The sequence below is a fragment of the Streptomyces bottropensis ATCC 25435 genome (genome assembly GCF_000383595.1).
In the GTDB taxonomy this organism is placed as follows: Bacteria; Actinomycetota; Actinomycetes; order Streptomycetales; family Streptomycetaceae; genus Streptomyces; species Streptomyces bottropensis.
Genome location: NZ_KB911581.1, coordinates 6,791,389 through 6,806,187 on the forward strand (window position 1 = coordinate 6,791,389; position 14,799 = coordinate 6,806,187).

The 14,799-nt window shown below is 70.4% G+C and carries 11 protein-coding genes; all 11 read right to left on the bottom strand.

Annotated features, from left to right (window positions below; translation table 11 throughout):
* Positions 1 to 65 precede the first annotated feature (65 nt).
* Positions 66 to 5,489 (bottom strand): pullulanase-type alpha-1,6-glucosidase, encoded by a 5,424-nt coding sequence (pulA, locus tag STRBO_RS0130270; protein ID WP_005478441.1) that lies wholly within the window; start codon positions 5,487 to 5,489, stop codon positions 66 to 68.
* 113 nt (positions 5,490 to 5,602) lie between these two features.
* Positions 5,603 to 6,985, bottom strand: coding sequence for an alpha-amylase (locus STRBO_RS0130275; protein ID WP_005478443.1), 1,383 nt, complete (start codon positions 6,983 to 6,985; stop codon positions 5,603 to 5,605).
* A 568-nt stretch (positions 6,986 to 7,553) separates the two neighbouring features.
* Positions 7,554 to 8,459 (bottom strand): S8 family serine peptidase, encoded by a 906-nt coding sequence (locus tag STRBO_RS0130280; protein ID WP_005478457.1) that lies wholly within the window; start codon positions 8,457 to 8,459, stop codon positions 7,554 to 7,556.
* 35 nt (positions 8,460 to 8,494) lie between these two features.
* On the bottom strand, positions 8,495 to 8,722 hold the full coding sequence (locus STRBO_RS0130285; protein ID WP_005478463.1) for a hypothetical protein: 228 nt from the start codon (positions 8,720 to 8,722) through the stop codon (positions 8,495 to 8,497).
* Positions 8,719 to 8,919 (bottom strand): hypothetical protein, encoded by a 201-nt coding sequence (locus STRBO_RS0130290; protein WP_020115295.1) that lies wholly within the window; start codon positions 8,917 to 8,919, stop codon positions 8,719 to 8,721. Before STRBO_RS0130290 ends, STRBO_RS0130285 begins: the two co-directional genes overlap by 4 nt.
* Before the next feature lie 195 nt (positions 8,920 to 9,114).
* Positions 9,115 to 9,306: a hypothetical protein gene (locus STRBO_RS0130295; protein ID WP_020115296.1), complete on the bottom strand. Its 192-nt coding sequence runs from the start codon at positions 9,304 to 9,306 to the stop codon at positions 9,115 to 9,117.
* A 141-nt stretch (positions 9,307 to 9,447) separates the two neighbouring features.
* Positions 9,448 to 10,443, bottom strand: a complete 996-nt coding sequence (locus STRBO_RS0130300; RefSeq protein ID WP_005478466.1) for a cyanobactin maturation protease PatG family protein — start codon at positions 10,441 to 10,443, stop codon at positions 9,448 to 9,450.
* A gap of 91 nt (positions 10,444 to 10,534) precedes the next feature.
* Positions 10,535 to 10,792, bottom strand: a complete 258-nt coding sequence (locus tag STRBO_RS0130305; RefSeq protein WP_005478467.1) for a hypothetical protein — start codon at positions 10,790 to 10,792, stop codon at positions 10,535 to 10,537.
* Positions 10,793 to 10,971: 179 nt separating this feature from the next.
* Positions 10,972 to 12,648, bottom strand: coding sequence for a glycoside hydrolase family 13 protein (locus tag STRBO_RS0130310; RefSeq protein WP_005478469.1), 1,677 nt, complete (start codon positions 12,646 to 12,648; stop codon positions 10,972 to 10,974).
* Between the two features lie 197 nt (positions 12,649 to 12,845).
* Positions 12,846 to 13,757: a sugar ABC transporter permease gene (locus STRBO_RS0130315; protein ID WP_005478470.1), complete on the bottom strand. Its 912-nt coding sequence runs from the start codon at positions 13,755 to 13,757 to the stop codon at positions 12,846 to 12,848.
* A gap of 13 nt (positions 13,758 to 13,770) precedes the next feature.
* Positions 13,771 to 14,775, bottom strand: coding sequence for a carbohydrate ABC transporter permease (locus STRBO_RS0130320; protein WP_005478471.1), 1,005 nt, complete (start codon positions 14,773 to 14,775; stop codon positions 13,771 to 13,773).
* Between the last annotated feature and the right edge of the window lie 24 nt (positions 14,776 to 14,799).

Here is a 14,799-nt window from a genome sequence, read left to right on the forward strand (position 1 = left end):
GTCGTCGCTGAAGCTCGGGTGGTGCGGGCGGTCCTCTCACCGCCCGCACCACCCAAGCTAGCGCTCTAGCGGGCGGATCGTGCGAATACGGCCACGGTCCGCCCCGGAACGACGAAGGTCCCCGATTCTGCTTCGTACGACGAGGTCCGGACGGTAGAGTCCGCGCCCGCCGCCTGGACGCGGTGCAGGGCGTACCCCGTCCCGGCCAGGCCGTCCACGGTCTGCTCGCGCACCTCGGGGGTGGCGTTGAAGACGACGACGAGGTCGCCGAGTTCCATCGTGATCACGCCCGGGGTCTCGTCCTTCCCCGACAGCGGGAAGGACAGTTTCGACTGGACCTGCCCGGTCGTGCCGAGGGAGAACACGTCCTGCGTGGTACGGATCCGCAGCAGGTCCCGGTAGGCCGCCGAGGCCCCCTCGATCTGCTCGCAGCCGACCTCGACGGCGGTCAACAGGGGTTTGGCGTAGGACCACTTGGACCTGTTGTCGGCGGCGAGCGGCAGTCCGCGCCCGAAGCCGTTGCCGTCCCGGCAGTCCCAGTGGATCGCGTTGAACCAGTCGCCGCTGTCGTAGGAGTTGCGGTCGAGGGACTTGGACCGCAGCAGGTCGGTGCCGGCCTGGGAGAGCGCCGGGCCCTGGGAGAGGGCGGCGGTCGCCAGGGCGAGGACCTGCATCCGCGCGCGGTCCGCCGGACTCGTCGACTTCGGCAGTTTGAAGGCCAGGGCGTCGAACAGGGACTCGTTGTCGTGGGCGTCGACATAGGCGAGGGCGTCGCCCGGGGCGTCCGCGTAGCCGGCGGGGGTCCCGTTGTAGTCGACCTCGGAGCCCTTGACCTCCTTGCCGCCGGTGTCGGTGAACCGGTAGTTCGCCAGATTGCCGCTCAGCCCGACCTTGATGAGGTCCTGGTAGTGCAGCAACCGCGCCTTCTGCTCGGCCGGAGTGCCGTTGGCGTCCGAGGAGTTGGGCTCGGTCCACAGGCCGGAGGCGAAGCCCTGGACGCCGGGGTCCTCGTCGAAGGGGCCGCCGCCGCGCACGGCGTCACGGGCCCGGTCGGAGAAGGTCGCGACGCCCGTCCCGGCCATGTTCTTCTGCGTGGCCTGGACGAAGCGCGCGTCGTCGGCGACCTCGCCGAAGTTCCAGCCCTCCCCGTAGAGGATGATCTTCTTCCCGTCGACGCCGTCCTTCTTGGGGGTCAGCGCGTCGAGGGCCTTGCGGACGGCCAGGATGTTGGCCTTCGGGTGGTGGCCCATGAGGTCGAAGCGGAACCCGTCGACCTTGTACTCCCTGGCCCAGGTGACGATCGAGTCGACGACGAGCTTGCCCATCATGGTGTTCTCGGGGGCGGTGTTGGCGCAGCAGGTGGAGGTGGCGACCGAACCGTCGGCGAGGAGGCGGTGGTAGTAGCCGGGGACGACCTTGTCGAGGACGCTTTTGTCGGCCTGGCCGCTCGCCGGGGTGTGGTTGTAGACCACGTCCAGCACGACCCCGAGGCCGTCGGCGTTGAGCGCCTTCACCATCTTCCGGAACTCGACCGTGCGCCGGGTGCCGTCCGGGTCGGTCGCGTACGAGCCCTCCGGGACCGTGTAGTGGTAGGGGTCGTAGCCCCAGTTGTAGGCGTCCTTCGCGGCGGCCTTCGCCACGCACTCCTGCTGCTGGTCGGAGTCGGCGGCGTAGGAGCCGAGGTCGCAGTCGACGCTCGCCTGGTCGGCCTTCCTCTCGGGGATGGTGGCGATGTCGGCGACGGGGAGGAGGTGCACGTACGAGGTGCCCGCCGCCGCCAGCTTCCGCAGGTGCTTCGCGCCGTCGCCGCCCTTGTCGGTGAAGGCGAGGTAGGTGCCCCGGTCCTTCGCGGGCACGGCCTTGTCGTCGACGGAGAAGTCCCGGACGTGCAGCTCCTGGATCCGCGCGTCCTTCAGCGGTACGGCCTTCGGCTTGGTGTACGACGACCAGCCGCCCGGCGCCAGGGACCTGTCCCTCAGATCGACGACGAGGCTGCGTTCGGAGTCGGCGGTCAGGGCGACGGAGTACGGGTCGGTGACCTCGTTGGTGACCATCTCGCGGACGCTGGGCGCCCACACCTTCACGACGTACCGGTAGGGCTTGTTCTTCCAGGACTTCGCGCCGGTGACGGACCAGACGCCGGTGGTGTCGTTCCGTTTCATGGCGATGCGGGTGCCGTCGAGGTCCAGGGAGACCCGCTGGGCCGTGGGCGCCCAGACGGCGAGGGTGGGACGGCCGTCGCGGAAGGTCGGGCCGAGGTCCGCGTCGGAGCCGTCGTACAGGTCGTCGAGCACCCCGGCGATCTGCACGCCGGTCGCCGCGAGCACCGCGCCGTTCGACGCCCGCTGGGAGGCGACGAGCTGACCGCGCAGGGCCTCGCGGACCCGGTCGCGGTCGCGCGGGTCGACGGTCCAGGCGGTGTAGGCCTTCAGGTGCGGGAACCTCGCCTTCTGGGCGTCGGTGAGGGCCGACTTGTTCAGGCGGAGCCAGCGCTCGTCGGTGCTGGTGAGAGCGCCGTCCTTCGCCGTGATGGAGCCGGTGCGGGAGTACAGCAGCTGGGTGGAGGCGGCGGTGTCGTTCCCGTTCCAGGCGACGGTGTTCCGGTCGATCCAGACCGCCTTGGAGGTGGTCAGGTCGAGGGCGGCGGCGCTGCCCGCGGGCTGCGGGAGCAGGTACTTCTCCTGCCCGTTCAGCAGCCACGCCTCATGGCCGGTGGCCTTGAGGTCCAGCGCCTGGTCGGTGGGGAGGTCCTTCTCGTCGCCCTTGTGGATGATGTAGCTGAGGCTGGTCGCGCCCTCGGTGAGCGGCACCTCGTAGACGGCGCCGTAGGTGTCGGTCCGTACCGGCTCCAGGGGCTTCGACCAGTCGGTGGGGTGCGCGGCGCCGGCCCAGACGTGCAGGCCCCAGCCGTCGTACTTCCCGTCGGCGCGGTGGTAGTGGAGGACGGCCTTGGAGGTGTCCGGCGCCGGCAGGTCGGGCCGCTGCGTCGCGGCGGCCTCCTTGCCCTGCTCGACCCAGATCTCGCCCGTCCTCGTGACGTCGATCGAGCGGTCGGCGGGGACGTCCTTGTTCCCGTCCTTGTCGATGACGAGGTAACTGACGTTCGTGGCACCGGGCTTGAGCTTGACGTAGGCGAACGCGCCGTACGCGTCCCGTCCGACGAAGTCGTGGCCGTCCGGCCAGGTCGTCGCCTCGCCGTCGGCGAGGTCGCCCCAGGCGTAGAGCCGCCAGTCGGTGTAGTCGCCGTCGGCGCGTCTGTAGTGGACGATCGCGTGGTCGCGCGAGGTGGCGGTGGGAATCTCGGGGGCGGGCGGGGCGCCGGTGGTGGAGGTCGCGACGGCACTCGCCGTACGTCCGGTTCGGTCGATCACCACCGCTTTGTACCGCAGGGCCGTCCCGGCCGGAACCTTCTCCCCGAGGGTCTGGGTGACCTTGTACGGGGCGTGGTCGGCGGAGCCCAGCGTCCGCCACGTGCCGTTGCCGACCTGTGCGGCGAAGACGACACGGTTGAGCTGCCCTCCTCCCCCGACATCGGCACCGATCTCGACCGTGCCGGTGGCTCCGGCGGCCGGCGCCTTGAGGGTGAGGGACGGCTCGTTGGCGGGCTTCGGAAGTGGGCCGGCGGCCTTGAGGACGATCGCGGACCCGGCCGGGACGGTGACGGTGACCTCGCGGTCGGCGTCGCTCGTGACCGTGGCGCCGGTGCCGTAGAGGCCCCGGAAGGCCGTGCGGGGCGAGCCGGTGGTGAAGGTGGCCTTCTCGGCGTCGTCGGCGTTGTTGAACGCGACGAGGTACTCGGTGGCGGTCCTGGCGTCCGTCCGCGAGAAGGCGTAGACGCCCGCGCCGTCGGCGGCGTACCGCTCGGTCTGGACGCCGTCGGCGAGGGCCGGGTGGGCCTTGCGGAGCTTGGCGAGAGCACTGATCTGCCGGTAGAGCGGTGCTCTGGTGTCGTACGCGTCCGTGGCGTGGGTGCGGTCCGTGCCGAGCTGGTCGTCGTCCAGGTAGTCGGCGGTCTTCGAGGCGAACATGGTCTGGCGGGCGTCCTTGTCACCGCCCGCGCCGGTGAAGCCCTGTTCGTCGCCGTAGTAGACGACCGGGTTGCCCCGGCCGAGGAACATCAGCTCGTTGGCGAGCCTGTCCTTGGCGAGCAGTTCGGCGTCGGAGGCCTTGGGGTTGTCCTGCTTCAGGAAGGTCCCGATGCGCCCCATGTCGTGGTTGCCGAGGAAGGTGACCTGCTCGTACGCGTTGGCCTTGTCGGTCGTGTACTTGTAGTCGTCCCCGAACACCGCGGCGAGCTTCTTGGCACTGCCGCCCTGGGAGGCGTACGAGCGCGCCGCGTCCTGGAAGGGGAAGTCGAGGGTGGAGTCCAGACGTCCCCGGGTGACGTACGGGGAGGTCACGGACGTGTCGGCGGAGTAGACCTCGCCGAACATGAAGAAGTCGTCGCGGCCCTTCTTCGCGGCGTACGCGTCGAGCGCGGTGGCCCACCGCGTCCAGAACCGCATGTCGACGTGTTTCACGGTGTCGATCCGGAAGCCGTCGATCCGGAAGTCCCGCACCCACTTCTCGTAGATCTTCTCCATGCCGGAGACGACCTCGGGGCGCTCGGTCCACAGGTCGTCCAGCCCGACGAAGTCGCCGTGGGTGGCGGACTCGCCGGCCCAGGTGGAGTCGCCCCGGTTGTGGTACATCGTCGGGTCGTTGAGCCAGGAGGGGACTTTGGTGTTCTTCTTCGCGGCGGGGACCACGGGGGTGCGGGGGAAGGAGTCCCGGTCGACGGACGGGAAGCCGGTGCCCCCGGCAGCGTGGTCGGTGTCGTCGAAGGGCTTCCCGTCCTTGGTCAGATAGGGGAAGGCGCCCTTGGAGAGGTAGTCGTAGGACTTCTCCTCGTTGTCGACGACATCGGCGGTGTGGTTGGTGATGACGTCGAAGAAGACCTTCATGCCCTTGGCGTGGGCCTTGGAGATCAGGGTCTGAAGGTCCTTGTCGGTGCCGAAGTGCGGGTCGACCTTGGTGAAGTCGGTGATCCAGTAGCCGTGATAGCCGGCGGAGGCGTTCTCGCCGGTGCCCTGAACGGGCTGGTTCTTGAAGATGGGGGCCAGCCAGATGGAGGTGGTGCCCAGGCCCTTGATGTAGTCGAGCCGCCGGGTGATGCCCTTGAGGTCGCCGCCCTGGTAGAAGCCCTTGTCGGTGGGGTCGTATCCGGTGGCGAGGCGCGAGCCGGTCAGACCGCCCTTGTCGTTCGCCCGGTCACCGTTGGCGAAACGGTCCGGCAGGACGAAGTAGAACTGCTCGCGGGTGAGTTCGTGACGGGCGGCGGTCTTCGCCAGCTTCGCGTCCGACGGAGGCTTGGGCGCGGGCGCGGCCCCGGCCGCGAGGGGCTGGACGAGCGCCGCGGTCAGCGCGGTCACGGTGACCGCGCCGACCGCCGCGGCCCGTCCGGTGTGGGTGGTTCGGCGCCTGGACGGCGTCGGCCATCTCGGTATCACGGATGGACTCCTTGCGATGACGGCTCTGGTGGGTCCGACCCCGCGCGACCGTATCGCCGCCGAAAGCGTTTCAGCAAGAGGCGTGAAAGTAACGGTAAGGCCTTACAAGCCGGTCAGCAGGCGGACTTGCCCGCGTAGAGCGCGAGGGCCGTGTGGGCGCCGAGGGTCGCGGTGAACCGACCCGAGCCGTCGACGGTCACCGTCGTGTTCTTCTGCACGTCGCAGTAGGTGCCGGCCGCGAGGGAGGTCTGGTACGTACGGCTGAGGCTGTTCGACTCGTGGTTGATGGCCACGAAACCCTTGCCGCCCCGCCCGAAGGCGATCGCGTCGCCGCCGTTGTCCCACCAGTCGGTGACGGCCTCACCGCGGGTGGCGTTGCGGAAGGCGACCATGCGCATGATCTCCGGCCAGGCGTGCTGGCACTTCCAGCCGTTCTGCCAGCAGGCGTCGACGCGGCCGTTGTTCGGCGGCCCGGCGTCGGTGGAGGAGAACTCGTAGCCGGAGTTGATGTCGGGCGCGCCGTAGGGGTACGCCAGCATGAAGACGTTGGCGAGGGTGTAGGTGGCGTTGTCCTTGTAGCTGAGGGTGGAGCCGTTGCGTTCGGTGTCGTGGTTGTCGACGAAGACCCCGGCGACGGAGCTGTTCAGGTAGCCCCAGCCCTCGCCGTAGTTCTTCAGGTAGGCGAGGTTCTCGTCGTTGAAGACCCGCTTGAGGTCGAAGGCGTACCGGAACTCCTGCACATCCCCGTTTCCGGTGTACTCGCTCGGCTGCACGGCCTCGCCGGAGCCGTGGATCGCCTCCTGCTTCCAGTACACGGACGGCTTGCCGAGCCGTGCCTTGACGGCGGCGAGGTCGGCGGCCGGGATGTGCTTCGCGGCGTCGATCCGGAACCCGTCCACACCGTGTCCGAGCAGGCTGTTCATGTACGCGGCGATGGCCGACCGGACGTACTCCTCGCCGGTGTCCAGGTCGGCGAGGGTGACGAGTTCGCAGTTCTGGACGTCGGCGCGGCTGGTGTAGTCGCTGATGGTGGCGGTGCAGTCGTCGAAGTCGAAGGAGGAGTAGAGGCCGGGGTAGTCGTACTTCGTGTACGAGGAGCCGCCGGTGCCGGTGCCGCTCCCGGCCGACATGTGGTTGACGACGGTGTCGACGACGACCTTGACGCCGGCCGCGTGGCACGTGTCGACCATGTTCCGGAAGGCGGTGGCGTCTCCGAGCCGTCCGGCGATCCGGTAGCTGACCGGCTGGTACGACGTCCACCACTGCGAGCCCTGTATGTGCTCGGCGGGCGGCGAGACCTGGACGTATCCGTAGCCGTTCGGCCCGAGGGTGGTGGTGCACTCCTTGGCGACCGAGGCGAAGTTCCACTCGAACAGGACGGCGGTCACGTCCTTGGTCCCGGGTGGCGACGCGTACGCGCTCCCGGCGGGCACGGCGAGCGCGACCGACGCGCCCGCCGCGAGGGCGAGCGCGCCGGCGAGGGTTCTGCTGGTCATGTGTGGGGTCCTTCTCCGTTGAAGGGGTCCAGAGGGGGCGAGCCGGAACTCGCGCAAGATCAGTTGCCGAATCTTGCTGCAAGACGGCTGAAAACTTTCAACCGTCAGGAAGGTACGAGTCCACTTGTCGCACGGTCAACCCTCCGGACACGCCTTCTTCACGCGCCCGAAATCTCCTCACGGGGTGGGGAGTTGAGGCGGTGCGGCGTGACGGGGGAGGCGGCGCGCGGCCGGGCCGGGGCGATCCGGGGGACCGTGGCCGCGGTGGCGTCGCGGCACTTCGGTGATGCGGTGGCCCGTGAGGTCGGTGAGGCCGCCGCCGAGCGGGAACAACGGGACGTGGGCTCCACGGTCCGATGCCTGCCTCCTCGCGGGCGGACGGGAGGGCCGCGTCGTCGCGCCTGTCGGCGTGGAGGTCGTGGTGGACCGCGAGCACGGGGCGATCGCGTGGGCCTCGGCGAGATGTCCGGCACCGGCGTCGCCGAGACCGAGGTGCGCCGGCCGCGTTCGGGGCGCAGTCGCGGTTCCGGGTGGGGGTGCGGGCGGGTGGGGGCGAGCCGCTGACGGCTCAGGAGCCGGGGCCGGCGCTTCGGCGGAACGGGCCCCGGACGCCCACCGCGTCGCGCAGTGCCGTGTACGCGGCCCACGCGTCCAGCAGCGGAGGGGTCACCGAACGCCGCGGGGCGGGGCCGTGGGTGACGGCGTAGCGTACGGCCTCCGGGCCGACGTGCGAAAAGGCCGAGCGCAGCAGGGCGAGGGCGCCGGTGACGAAGGGCGCGGCGGCGCTCGTGCCGCTCAGGAGGAAAGGGCGGCCGTCGGGCCCCGGGCCCGGGATGCGGTCGCCGGGGGCGCCGAGACCGTGGCGGCCGATGGACGCGGCCAGGTTGGACCTGGGCATGGGGTGCCCGGCACGGTCGTAGGCGGTCACCGGGACGACCCACGGGTGGTCGGTGAGGACGGAGGAGCCCACCCGGCCCTGGTTCCCGGCGGCGACCACCAGGATCACGCCCCGGTCGGCGGCATGGTCGAGGGCCGCCTCCAGCGCGTGGTCACGGACTCCGGAGGGCGCGGGCTGGGCCATGCTGAGGTTCACGACGTGGGCGCCGGCGTCCACGATCTCCGTGAGCGCCCCGGCCAGCTCCCCGGTCCGTACGCCGGAGAGACAGGTCGCGGGGCCTCCGCCCGCCGGGTGGTCCGTGAAGAGAGGACGGGACAGCAGGGTGCAGCGGGGGGCGACACCCCCTTCGCCGACGAGGATGCCCGCCACGGCCGTGCCGTGCGCGCAGCAGACGTCGGCGCGACCGCAGCTTGCCCGGCCCGCGGACCGGCCCAGTTCCTTGATCGCGCGGCCCGCGAAGGCCGGGTGGTCCACGGCGACTCGTCCGTCGATCACGCCGACGACGACCGAGGGGCGGCCCGAGGTGTGTGCCATGAGTGGCGTGAGGCCGACCAGGTCCAAGGGGTCCACGGACACGCCCCTCTCCTCCGGCCGCCCGGCGGACCGCCGGTCTACTCGGTCACGGGTTCGAGCGGAAGGCAGCCCGCGAGGCAGCTCTCCGCGCAGCGGTTCAAGCAGTCTCCGGCCTCGTAGGGCGGCACGTCCTGGCACTCGTCGGCACAGAGGTTGGAGCACAAGGTGGCGCAGTGCGTGTCGAGTTGGGCGTACAGCCGGTCACCGGCCCCGTCCCGCGGGACCGGCGGGCCGGGGACCGCGGCGGCGAATCCGGGGAGCGTCATGGCGCGCCTCCCCACCACGCCGGATCCCGGCACCGGTCCGCCAGGCAGGAGGCGTAGCACCCCTCGAAGTCGTCGAGCCCTTCACAGCGCGACCAGCAGAGCGGACCCTCGACGCGCTCGCAGGTGATCTCCTGCGGGTGCAGGAGATCACCCGGCCCGGCGGGGGCGGAGTGCCGCGCGAATCCGGGGAAGGTCATGACGAACCCCAGGAGGGGTAGCAGCGCTCCTCGACGCACTCGCGTCGGCAGACGGCGGGATTCCAGGAATGCTCGCACTGGGTCCTGCACGGCGGGCCTTGCTCTTCCTCGCAGGTGATCTGCTGGGGGACGACCCGGTCACCGGCCGTCACACCCGCCGGCGTGCCGTTGAATCCTGGCAGGCTCATCGCGAGGTCACCACTTCTCCGCGCAGAGCCTCGCCACGCACTTCCGTACGCACGCCGCGGGGTTGTGGGCATTCCGGCACTGATGGCGGCAGACCGGCCTCAGTTCCTCCTCGCAGGTGAACTGCTGCGGAACGAGCAGATCACCGGTGTTCGCTCCGCGTGCCGCCGTCGGCTCGACGGCGAATCCGGGGATACGCATGTCCGTTCGCCTCTTCTCCCTGTCGTCTCTTTCGGTGTCTCGTCTCTTTGGTCGTTTCGTCTCTCTGGTTGCTTCGTCGCTCTCGTCGGTCTCGTCGGTCTCGTGGCTCTCGTCGCTTCGTTCCTTCTCGCCTCGTGACGCTCACCGGTCGTAGTAGCGCTGGACCGGGGTCACCCGGTAGGGGAACAGTCCGGAGACGCCTACCCGGACGAACAGCTTCTCGGTGACGTTGGTCCGGCGGTGGGTGTAGGAGAGGACGACCGTGACGACGCTCTGGGCACCCACGCTGAGCCGGGAGGGCGCCGCTTCCACGCCGGACAGGGCGTAGCCCTCGGCGCGCAGCTCACTGGTCTTCCGGTAGATCTCCTGCTCCCGCACGGTCAGGTAGTTGAGGGCCCGGTGGGTCGGGTCGAGGCCGGCGTTGTTGTTGAGCTGGAGCACCCGGTCGAGCACCTCTCTGGCGGTCCTCTCGAACTCCTTGCGGGAGGTGTCCTCGGGGCGGTCGATCGCCTCGATCAGCTCCCTGCTGTCGAAGGCCCAGATCTTCTCGACATGGACGACCGGGACGGAGAGTCCCTGGCACGCGCCCGGCGGCACGAGCGGGCCGAGAGTACCGACGACCACAGCGAGGTCGCGGCAGTCCCGGACCGGGCGCAGGGACTCCAACAGGTCGTCCAGGCCCGCGGATTCGACGGGCTCCAACACGTAGGTGTCGACGCCCTGGACGGACAGGACGTAGCACATCTGCCGGGCGATGTAGCGGTTCTCCGGAGCGGAGAGAACCCGGTACAGCGCGTCGGCGTCGGTGGCGTCACGGCTTCCGTCGGCGCCGGCGACCTGCGAGAACTCCTGCTGGACGGAGAGATCGGGGAACACGGCGCGCACGCGTCCGAGGACGTAGACGTAGGCGGGGCCGGTGTCGCCGTGCCCCGTCCCGCCGCCCTGGTGGGAACCGGTCTCCCCGCAGCCGCAACAGGCCTGGGTGACACCGGACTCCACGGGCACGGGTCGGGCGTCGCCGGGATCGGACGCGGGTATCGGGGCCGGAGCCGGTGCCGGTGCCGGTGCCGCCGATCGTGGCCCGGCCTCCGAGGGAGGACTCGTGTCGGTGACACCGTCGGTGATCTCGGGGTCCATGGGTCACTCCTCACGCACGCTTCGTCGGGCTGGCGGCCCGGAGCGGTCGCGCACCGGGCATCCTGAGTCGTGCACGCGCCTCGCGCGGTGCTCAGCGTTCTCGTCCGCCGTCGATCGTCATCCACCGGTTCAGGGCCGCGGCCCTGCGCTCGCAGCCGCCGCAGGGCCGGACCCCCACCGCCGCGGTCACACGGGCGACGGCGTCGCCCAGCCCGATGTCCCCGTCCTCACGCGCGAAGCCGGGGATGCGGACCCGGTGGCGGGACCGGGCGGGACGGGACGGCCCGTGCGAGTCGCGGGCCACGGTCTCCTCGGCCGGGTCCCGACCGCTCGTTGTACCGTCAACCATCTAGCTCACATCCCGGTGTTGGCCGATCTCCCCGTCGCCCCCACCTCTTTCCACTGTCCTCCTGAGGCACGTGGGACGCACCCCGGCCGGACGACGCGGCAGGGCCCGCCGCCCCGGTGCGGGGCGACGGGCCCTGAAGGCCGGCCGCGGGTGCCGCGCGGCCGGCGTACTGCGGAGGTTCAGCCGGTCGTCCACCAGACCGTCGTGTCCCCCGGCAGCTTCGCCTCGTTCTCGGCCACGGTCACCTCGGCGCTGGCGAGCAGGACACGGCCGTACGCGGGGATCGTGACCGCCTCGCCCGTCGTGTTCGCCGCGCACACGAAGTCGCCCCGACGGAAGGCCAGGACACCCTCGGGTGCCTTCAGCCACTCGACCGAGTCGCCCGCGCCCAGGCCGGGTTCCTCCCGGCGGACGGACAGGGCGGCGCGGTACAGCTCCAGGGTCGAGTCCGCCGCGCCCGTCTGGGCCTCGATGCTCAGCTCGCCCCATTCGGCGGGCTGCGGCAGCCAGGAGCCTCCCGCGCCGAAGCCGTACGACGAGCCGGACCGGGTCCACGGGATCGGGACGCGGCAGCCGTCGCGGAAGCCGTCCTGGCCCGCGCCCCGGAAGTACGCCGGGTCCTGGCGGACCTCGTCCGGGAGGTCGACGACGTCGGGCAGGCCCAGTTCCTCGCCCTGGTAGACGTACGCCGAGCCCGGCAGGGCCAGCATCAGCAGCGAGGCGGCGCGGGCGCGGCGCAGCCCCAGCGCGCGGTCGCCCGCGAGGCGGATCTGCGTGCCGAGGCCCGGCTCGTTGGCGAAGCGGGTCGCGTGGCGGGTCACGTCGTGGTTCGACAGGACCCAGGTGGCGGGGGCGTTCACCGGGCGCATCGCGTCCAGGGTGCGGTCGATGACGGTCTTCAGCTCGGCCGCGTCCCAGGCCGTGCTCAGGTACTGGAAGTTGAAGGCCTGGTGCAGTTCGTCCGGGCGGACGTAGTTCGCGGTGCGTTCGACGGTGGGGGTCCACGCCTCCGCCACGAAGATGCGCTCCCCGGCGTACTCGTCCAGCACCAGGCGCCACTCGCGGTAGATCGCGTGGACGCCGTCCTGGTCGAAGAACGGCATGACATCGTTGCCCAGCAGTTTCAGCTGGTCGTGGGCGCCGAGATCCGGGAGGCCCTCGGCCTTGACCAGGCCGTGGGCCACATCGATGCGGAAGCCGTCCACGCCCATGTCGAGCCAGAAGCGGAGCACGGAGCGGAACTCGTCGCCGACCGCCGGGTGGTCCCAGTTGAAGTCGGGCTGCTCCGGGGCGAACAGGTGCAGGTACCAGGCGCCCGGGGTGCCGTCCGGCTCCGTCACCCGCGTCCAGGCCGGGCCGCCGAAGATGGACTCCCAGTCGTTCGGGGGGAGTTCGCCACAGGCGCCCTTGCCCTCGCGGAAGTGGTAGCGGTCGCGCAGCGGCGAGCCGGGACCCTCCGCGACCGCCCGCCGGAACCACTCGTGCTGGTCGGAGGAGTGGTTGGGGACCAGGTCGACGATGATGCGCAGGCCCAGCTCGTGGGCGTCGCGGATCAGGGCGTCGGCGTCCAGCAGCGACCCGAACATCGGGTCCACCGCGCGGTAGTCGGCGACGTCGTAGCCGGCGTCGGCCTGCGGGGAGGCGTAGAAGGGGCTGAGCCACACGGCGTCGATGCCGAGGTCGCGCAGGTACGGGAGCCGGGAACGTACGCCCTCCAGGTCGCCCATGCCGTCGCCGTTGCTGTCGGCGAAGCTGCGCGGATAGACCTGGTAGATCACCGCGTCGCGCCACCAGTCGCTGCGCTGCGCCTCGGTGGGGGTCGCGGTGGGGGTGGTGGTGGAGTGCTGGTGGCTCATGACGTCCTTGATGCGTGGCGGGTCATCTGGGCGGAAGGATGAGGATGTGGGCGAGACGGCCGCGGTGACAGCGGGGTCGGATGGCCAGCGCGGCCGTCTCGGGTCTTCGGGCGCCCCCGAAGGGGCGCGGTGAACCGCGCGACCGGCCCCCACGAGAGCCGCGGCGAGCGACGGCCCCCTCACGGCCCTGTCGGCGGTCAGCCTTTCGTGCCGCCCGCGGTCAGGCCGGTGACCAGGTTCTTCTGCACGAGGTAGAAGAACGCGGAGACGGGGATCGCGACCAGGACCGCGGTGGCGGCCATCAGGTTGCGCTGCGCGTCGTGTTCGCTGACGAAGCTCTGCAGGCCGACGGCGAAGGTGTACTTGGTGTCGGACAGCATGAACGTCGAGGCGAAGGCGACCTCCCCGAACGCGGTGATGAAACTGTAGAACGCGGCGACCGCGAGGCCCGGCCTGGCGAGCGGCAGGATCAGCCGCGCGAACGTGCCGAAGGGGCTCAGCCCGTCGACGCGTCCGGCCTCGTCGATCTCGAAGGGGATCGTGTCGAAGTAGCCCTTGAGCAGCCAGGCGCAGTACGGCACGGCCGTCGAGCAGTAGACGAGGACGAGGCCGAGGTAGCTGTCGATGAGCTTCAGTTCCGAGAGGATCTCGTACATCGGCACCATCAGGACGGCCACCGGGAACATCTGCGTGACCAGGAGCACCCACATGAACTTCCGGTAGCCCGGAAAGCGCATGCGGGAGACGGCATAGCCCGTGGTCGCCGCGATCAGCACCCCGATGACGGTGGTGCCGAGCGAGACGACGAGGGTGCTGACCAGCCAGTCGAAGAACGGTGTCTCCTGGAGCACGTACGAGTAGTTGGCAAAGGTCATTTTGCCGAAGATGCGTCCGGGATGCAGGTAATCGTCCTTGTCCGGACCCAGGGACAGGAAGACCAGCCAGGCGATCGGGAAGAGCGCGGCCAGGCTCGCCAGCACGAGGATCGTGTGGGAGGCGAAAGCGCCGGCGGGGCTGTTCTCACCGCGTCGGCGTGTCCTGGGCGCCGGGGCGGTCCGCGCGACCGGCCCGTCCTCGCCGGCCGTGGTCTTGACGGTCGTGGTGCTCATGGGGGCTCCTGCCTCAGATCGCGAGCTGCTGCTCATCGCGGTTCAGCCAGCGGCGGTAGACGGAGGTGAAGACGATCAGGATGGCCAGCAGCAGGATGCCGTAGGCCGCCGACTGCGCGAAGTCCCGCGGCTGCTGCCCGAAGCCGAGGTAGTACGCCCAGGTCACGAGGATCTGCGCCTCGGGCGCGGTGTCGCCGAACAGCAGGAAGATGACGGCGAACTGGTTGAAGGTCCAGATGACGCCGAGGAGGACGACGGTGGAGCTGACGGAGCGCAGGCCCGGCAGGGTGACGTGGCGGAAGCGCTGCCAGGCGCTCGCGCCGTCCATCTCCGCGGCCTCGTACAGGGTCGTGTCGATGGACTGCAGTCCGCCGAGCAGCGAGACCATCATGAACGGCACCCCGCACCAGGTGTTGACCATGATCGCGGCGAACCGCTGCCAGAAGGTGTCCTCCAGCCACAGCGGCGTCGGCAGGTGCAGCGCTTCGAGGCCGGCGTTGATGACACCGCCGTCGGCGAGCATGAACCGCCAGCCGAAGACGGTGACGAAGGTGGGGACGGCCCACGGCAGGACCAGGATCAGCCGGTAGAAGGTGCGGCCGCGCAGCTTCTGGTTGAGCAGCAGCGCGAGGCCGAGGCCGATGAGGTAGTGCAGGGCGACGCACAGGGCCGTCCAGGCGATCGTCCAGACGAAGTGCGACCAGAAGCGGTCGTAGGAGGTCGGGCCCCACAGGATGTCGGCGTAGTTGTCGAAGCCGATGAACTCGTAGGTGGCCTCGATGTGGTTGACGCCGATCGTGCGCGCCGAGTTGAGGCTGTTGGCGTTGGTGAGGGTGAGGTAGAAGCCGCGGGCCAGCGGATACAGCACCAGGACGCCGAGCACGACGACCACCGGGGCGATCATCGCGTACGCGTACCAGTACCGCTGGTACGACTGCCTCAGACGCGTGAGCCGGCCCGGGCGCCCGCCCGGTTCACCTCTGCGCTTGCCGGTCGCACGGTCGATGGCGACTGTCATCGTTCGACACCTTCTGGAGGATCA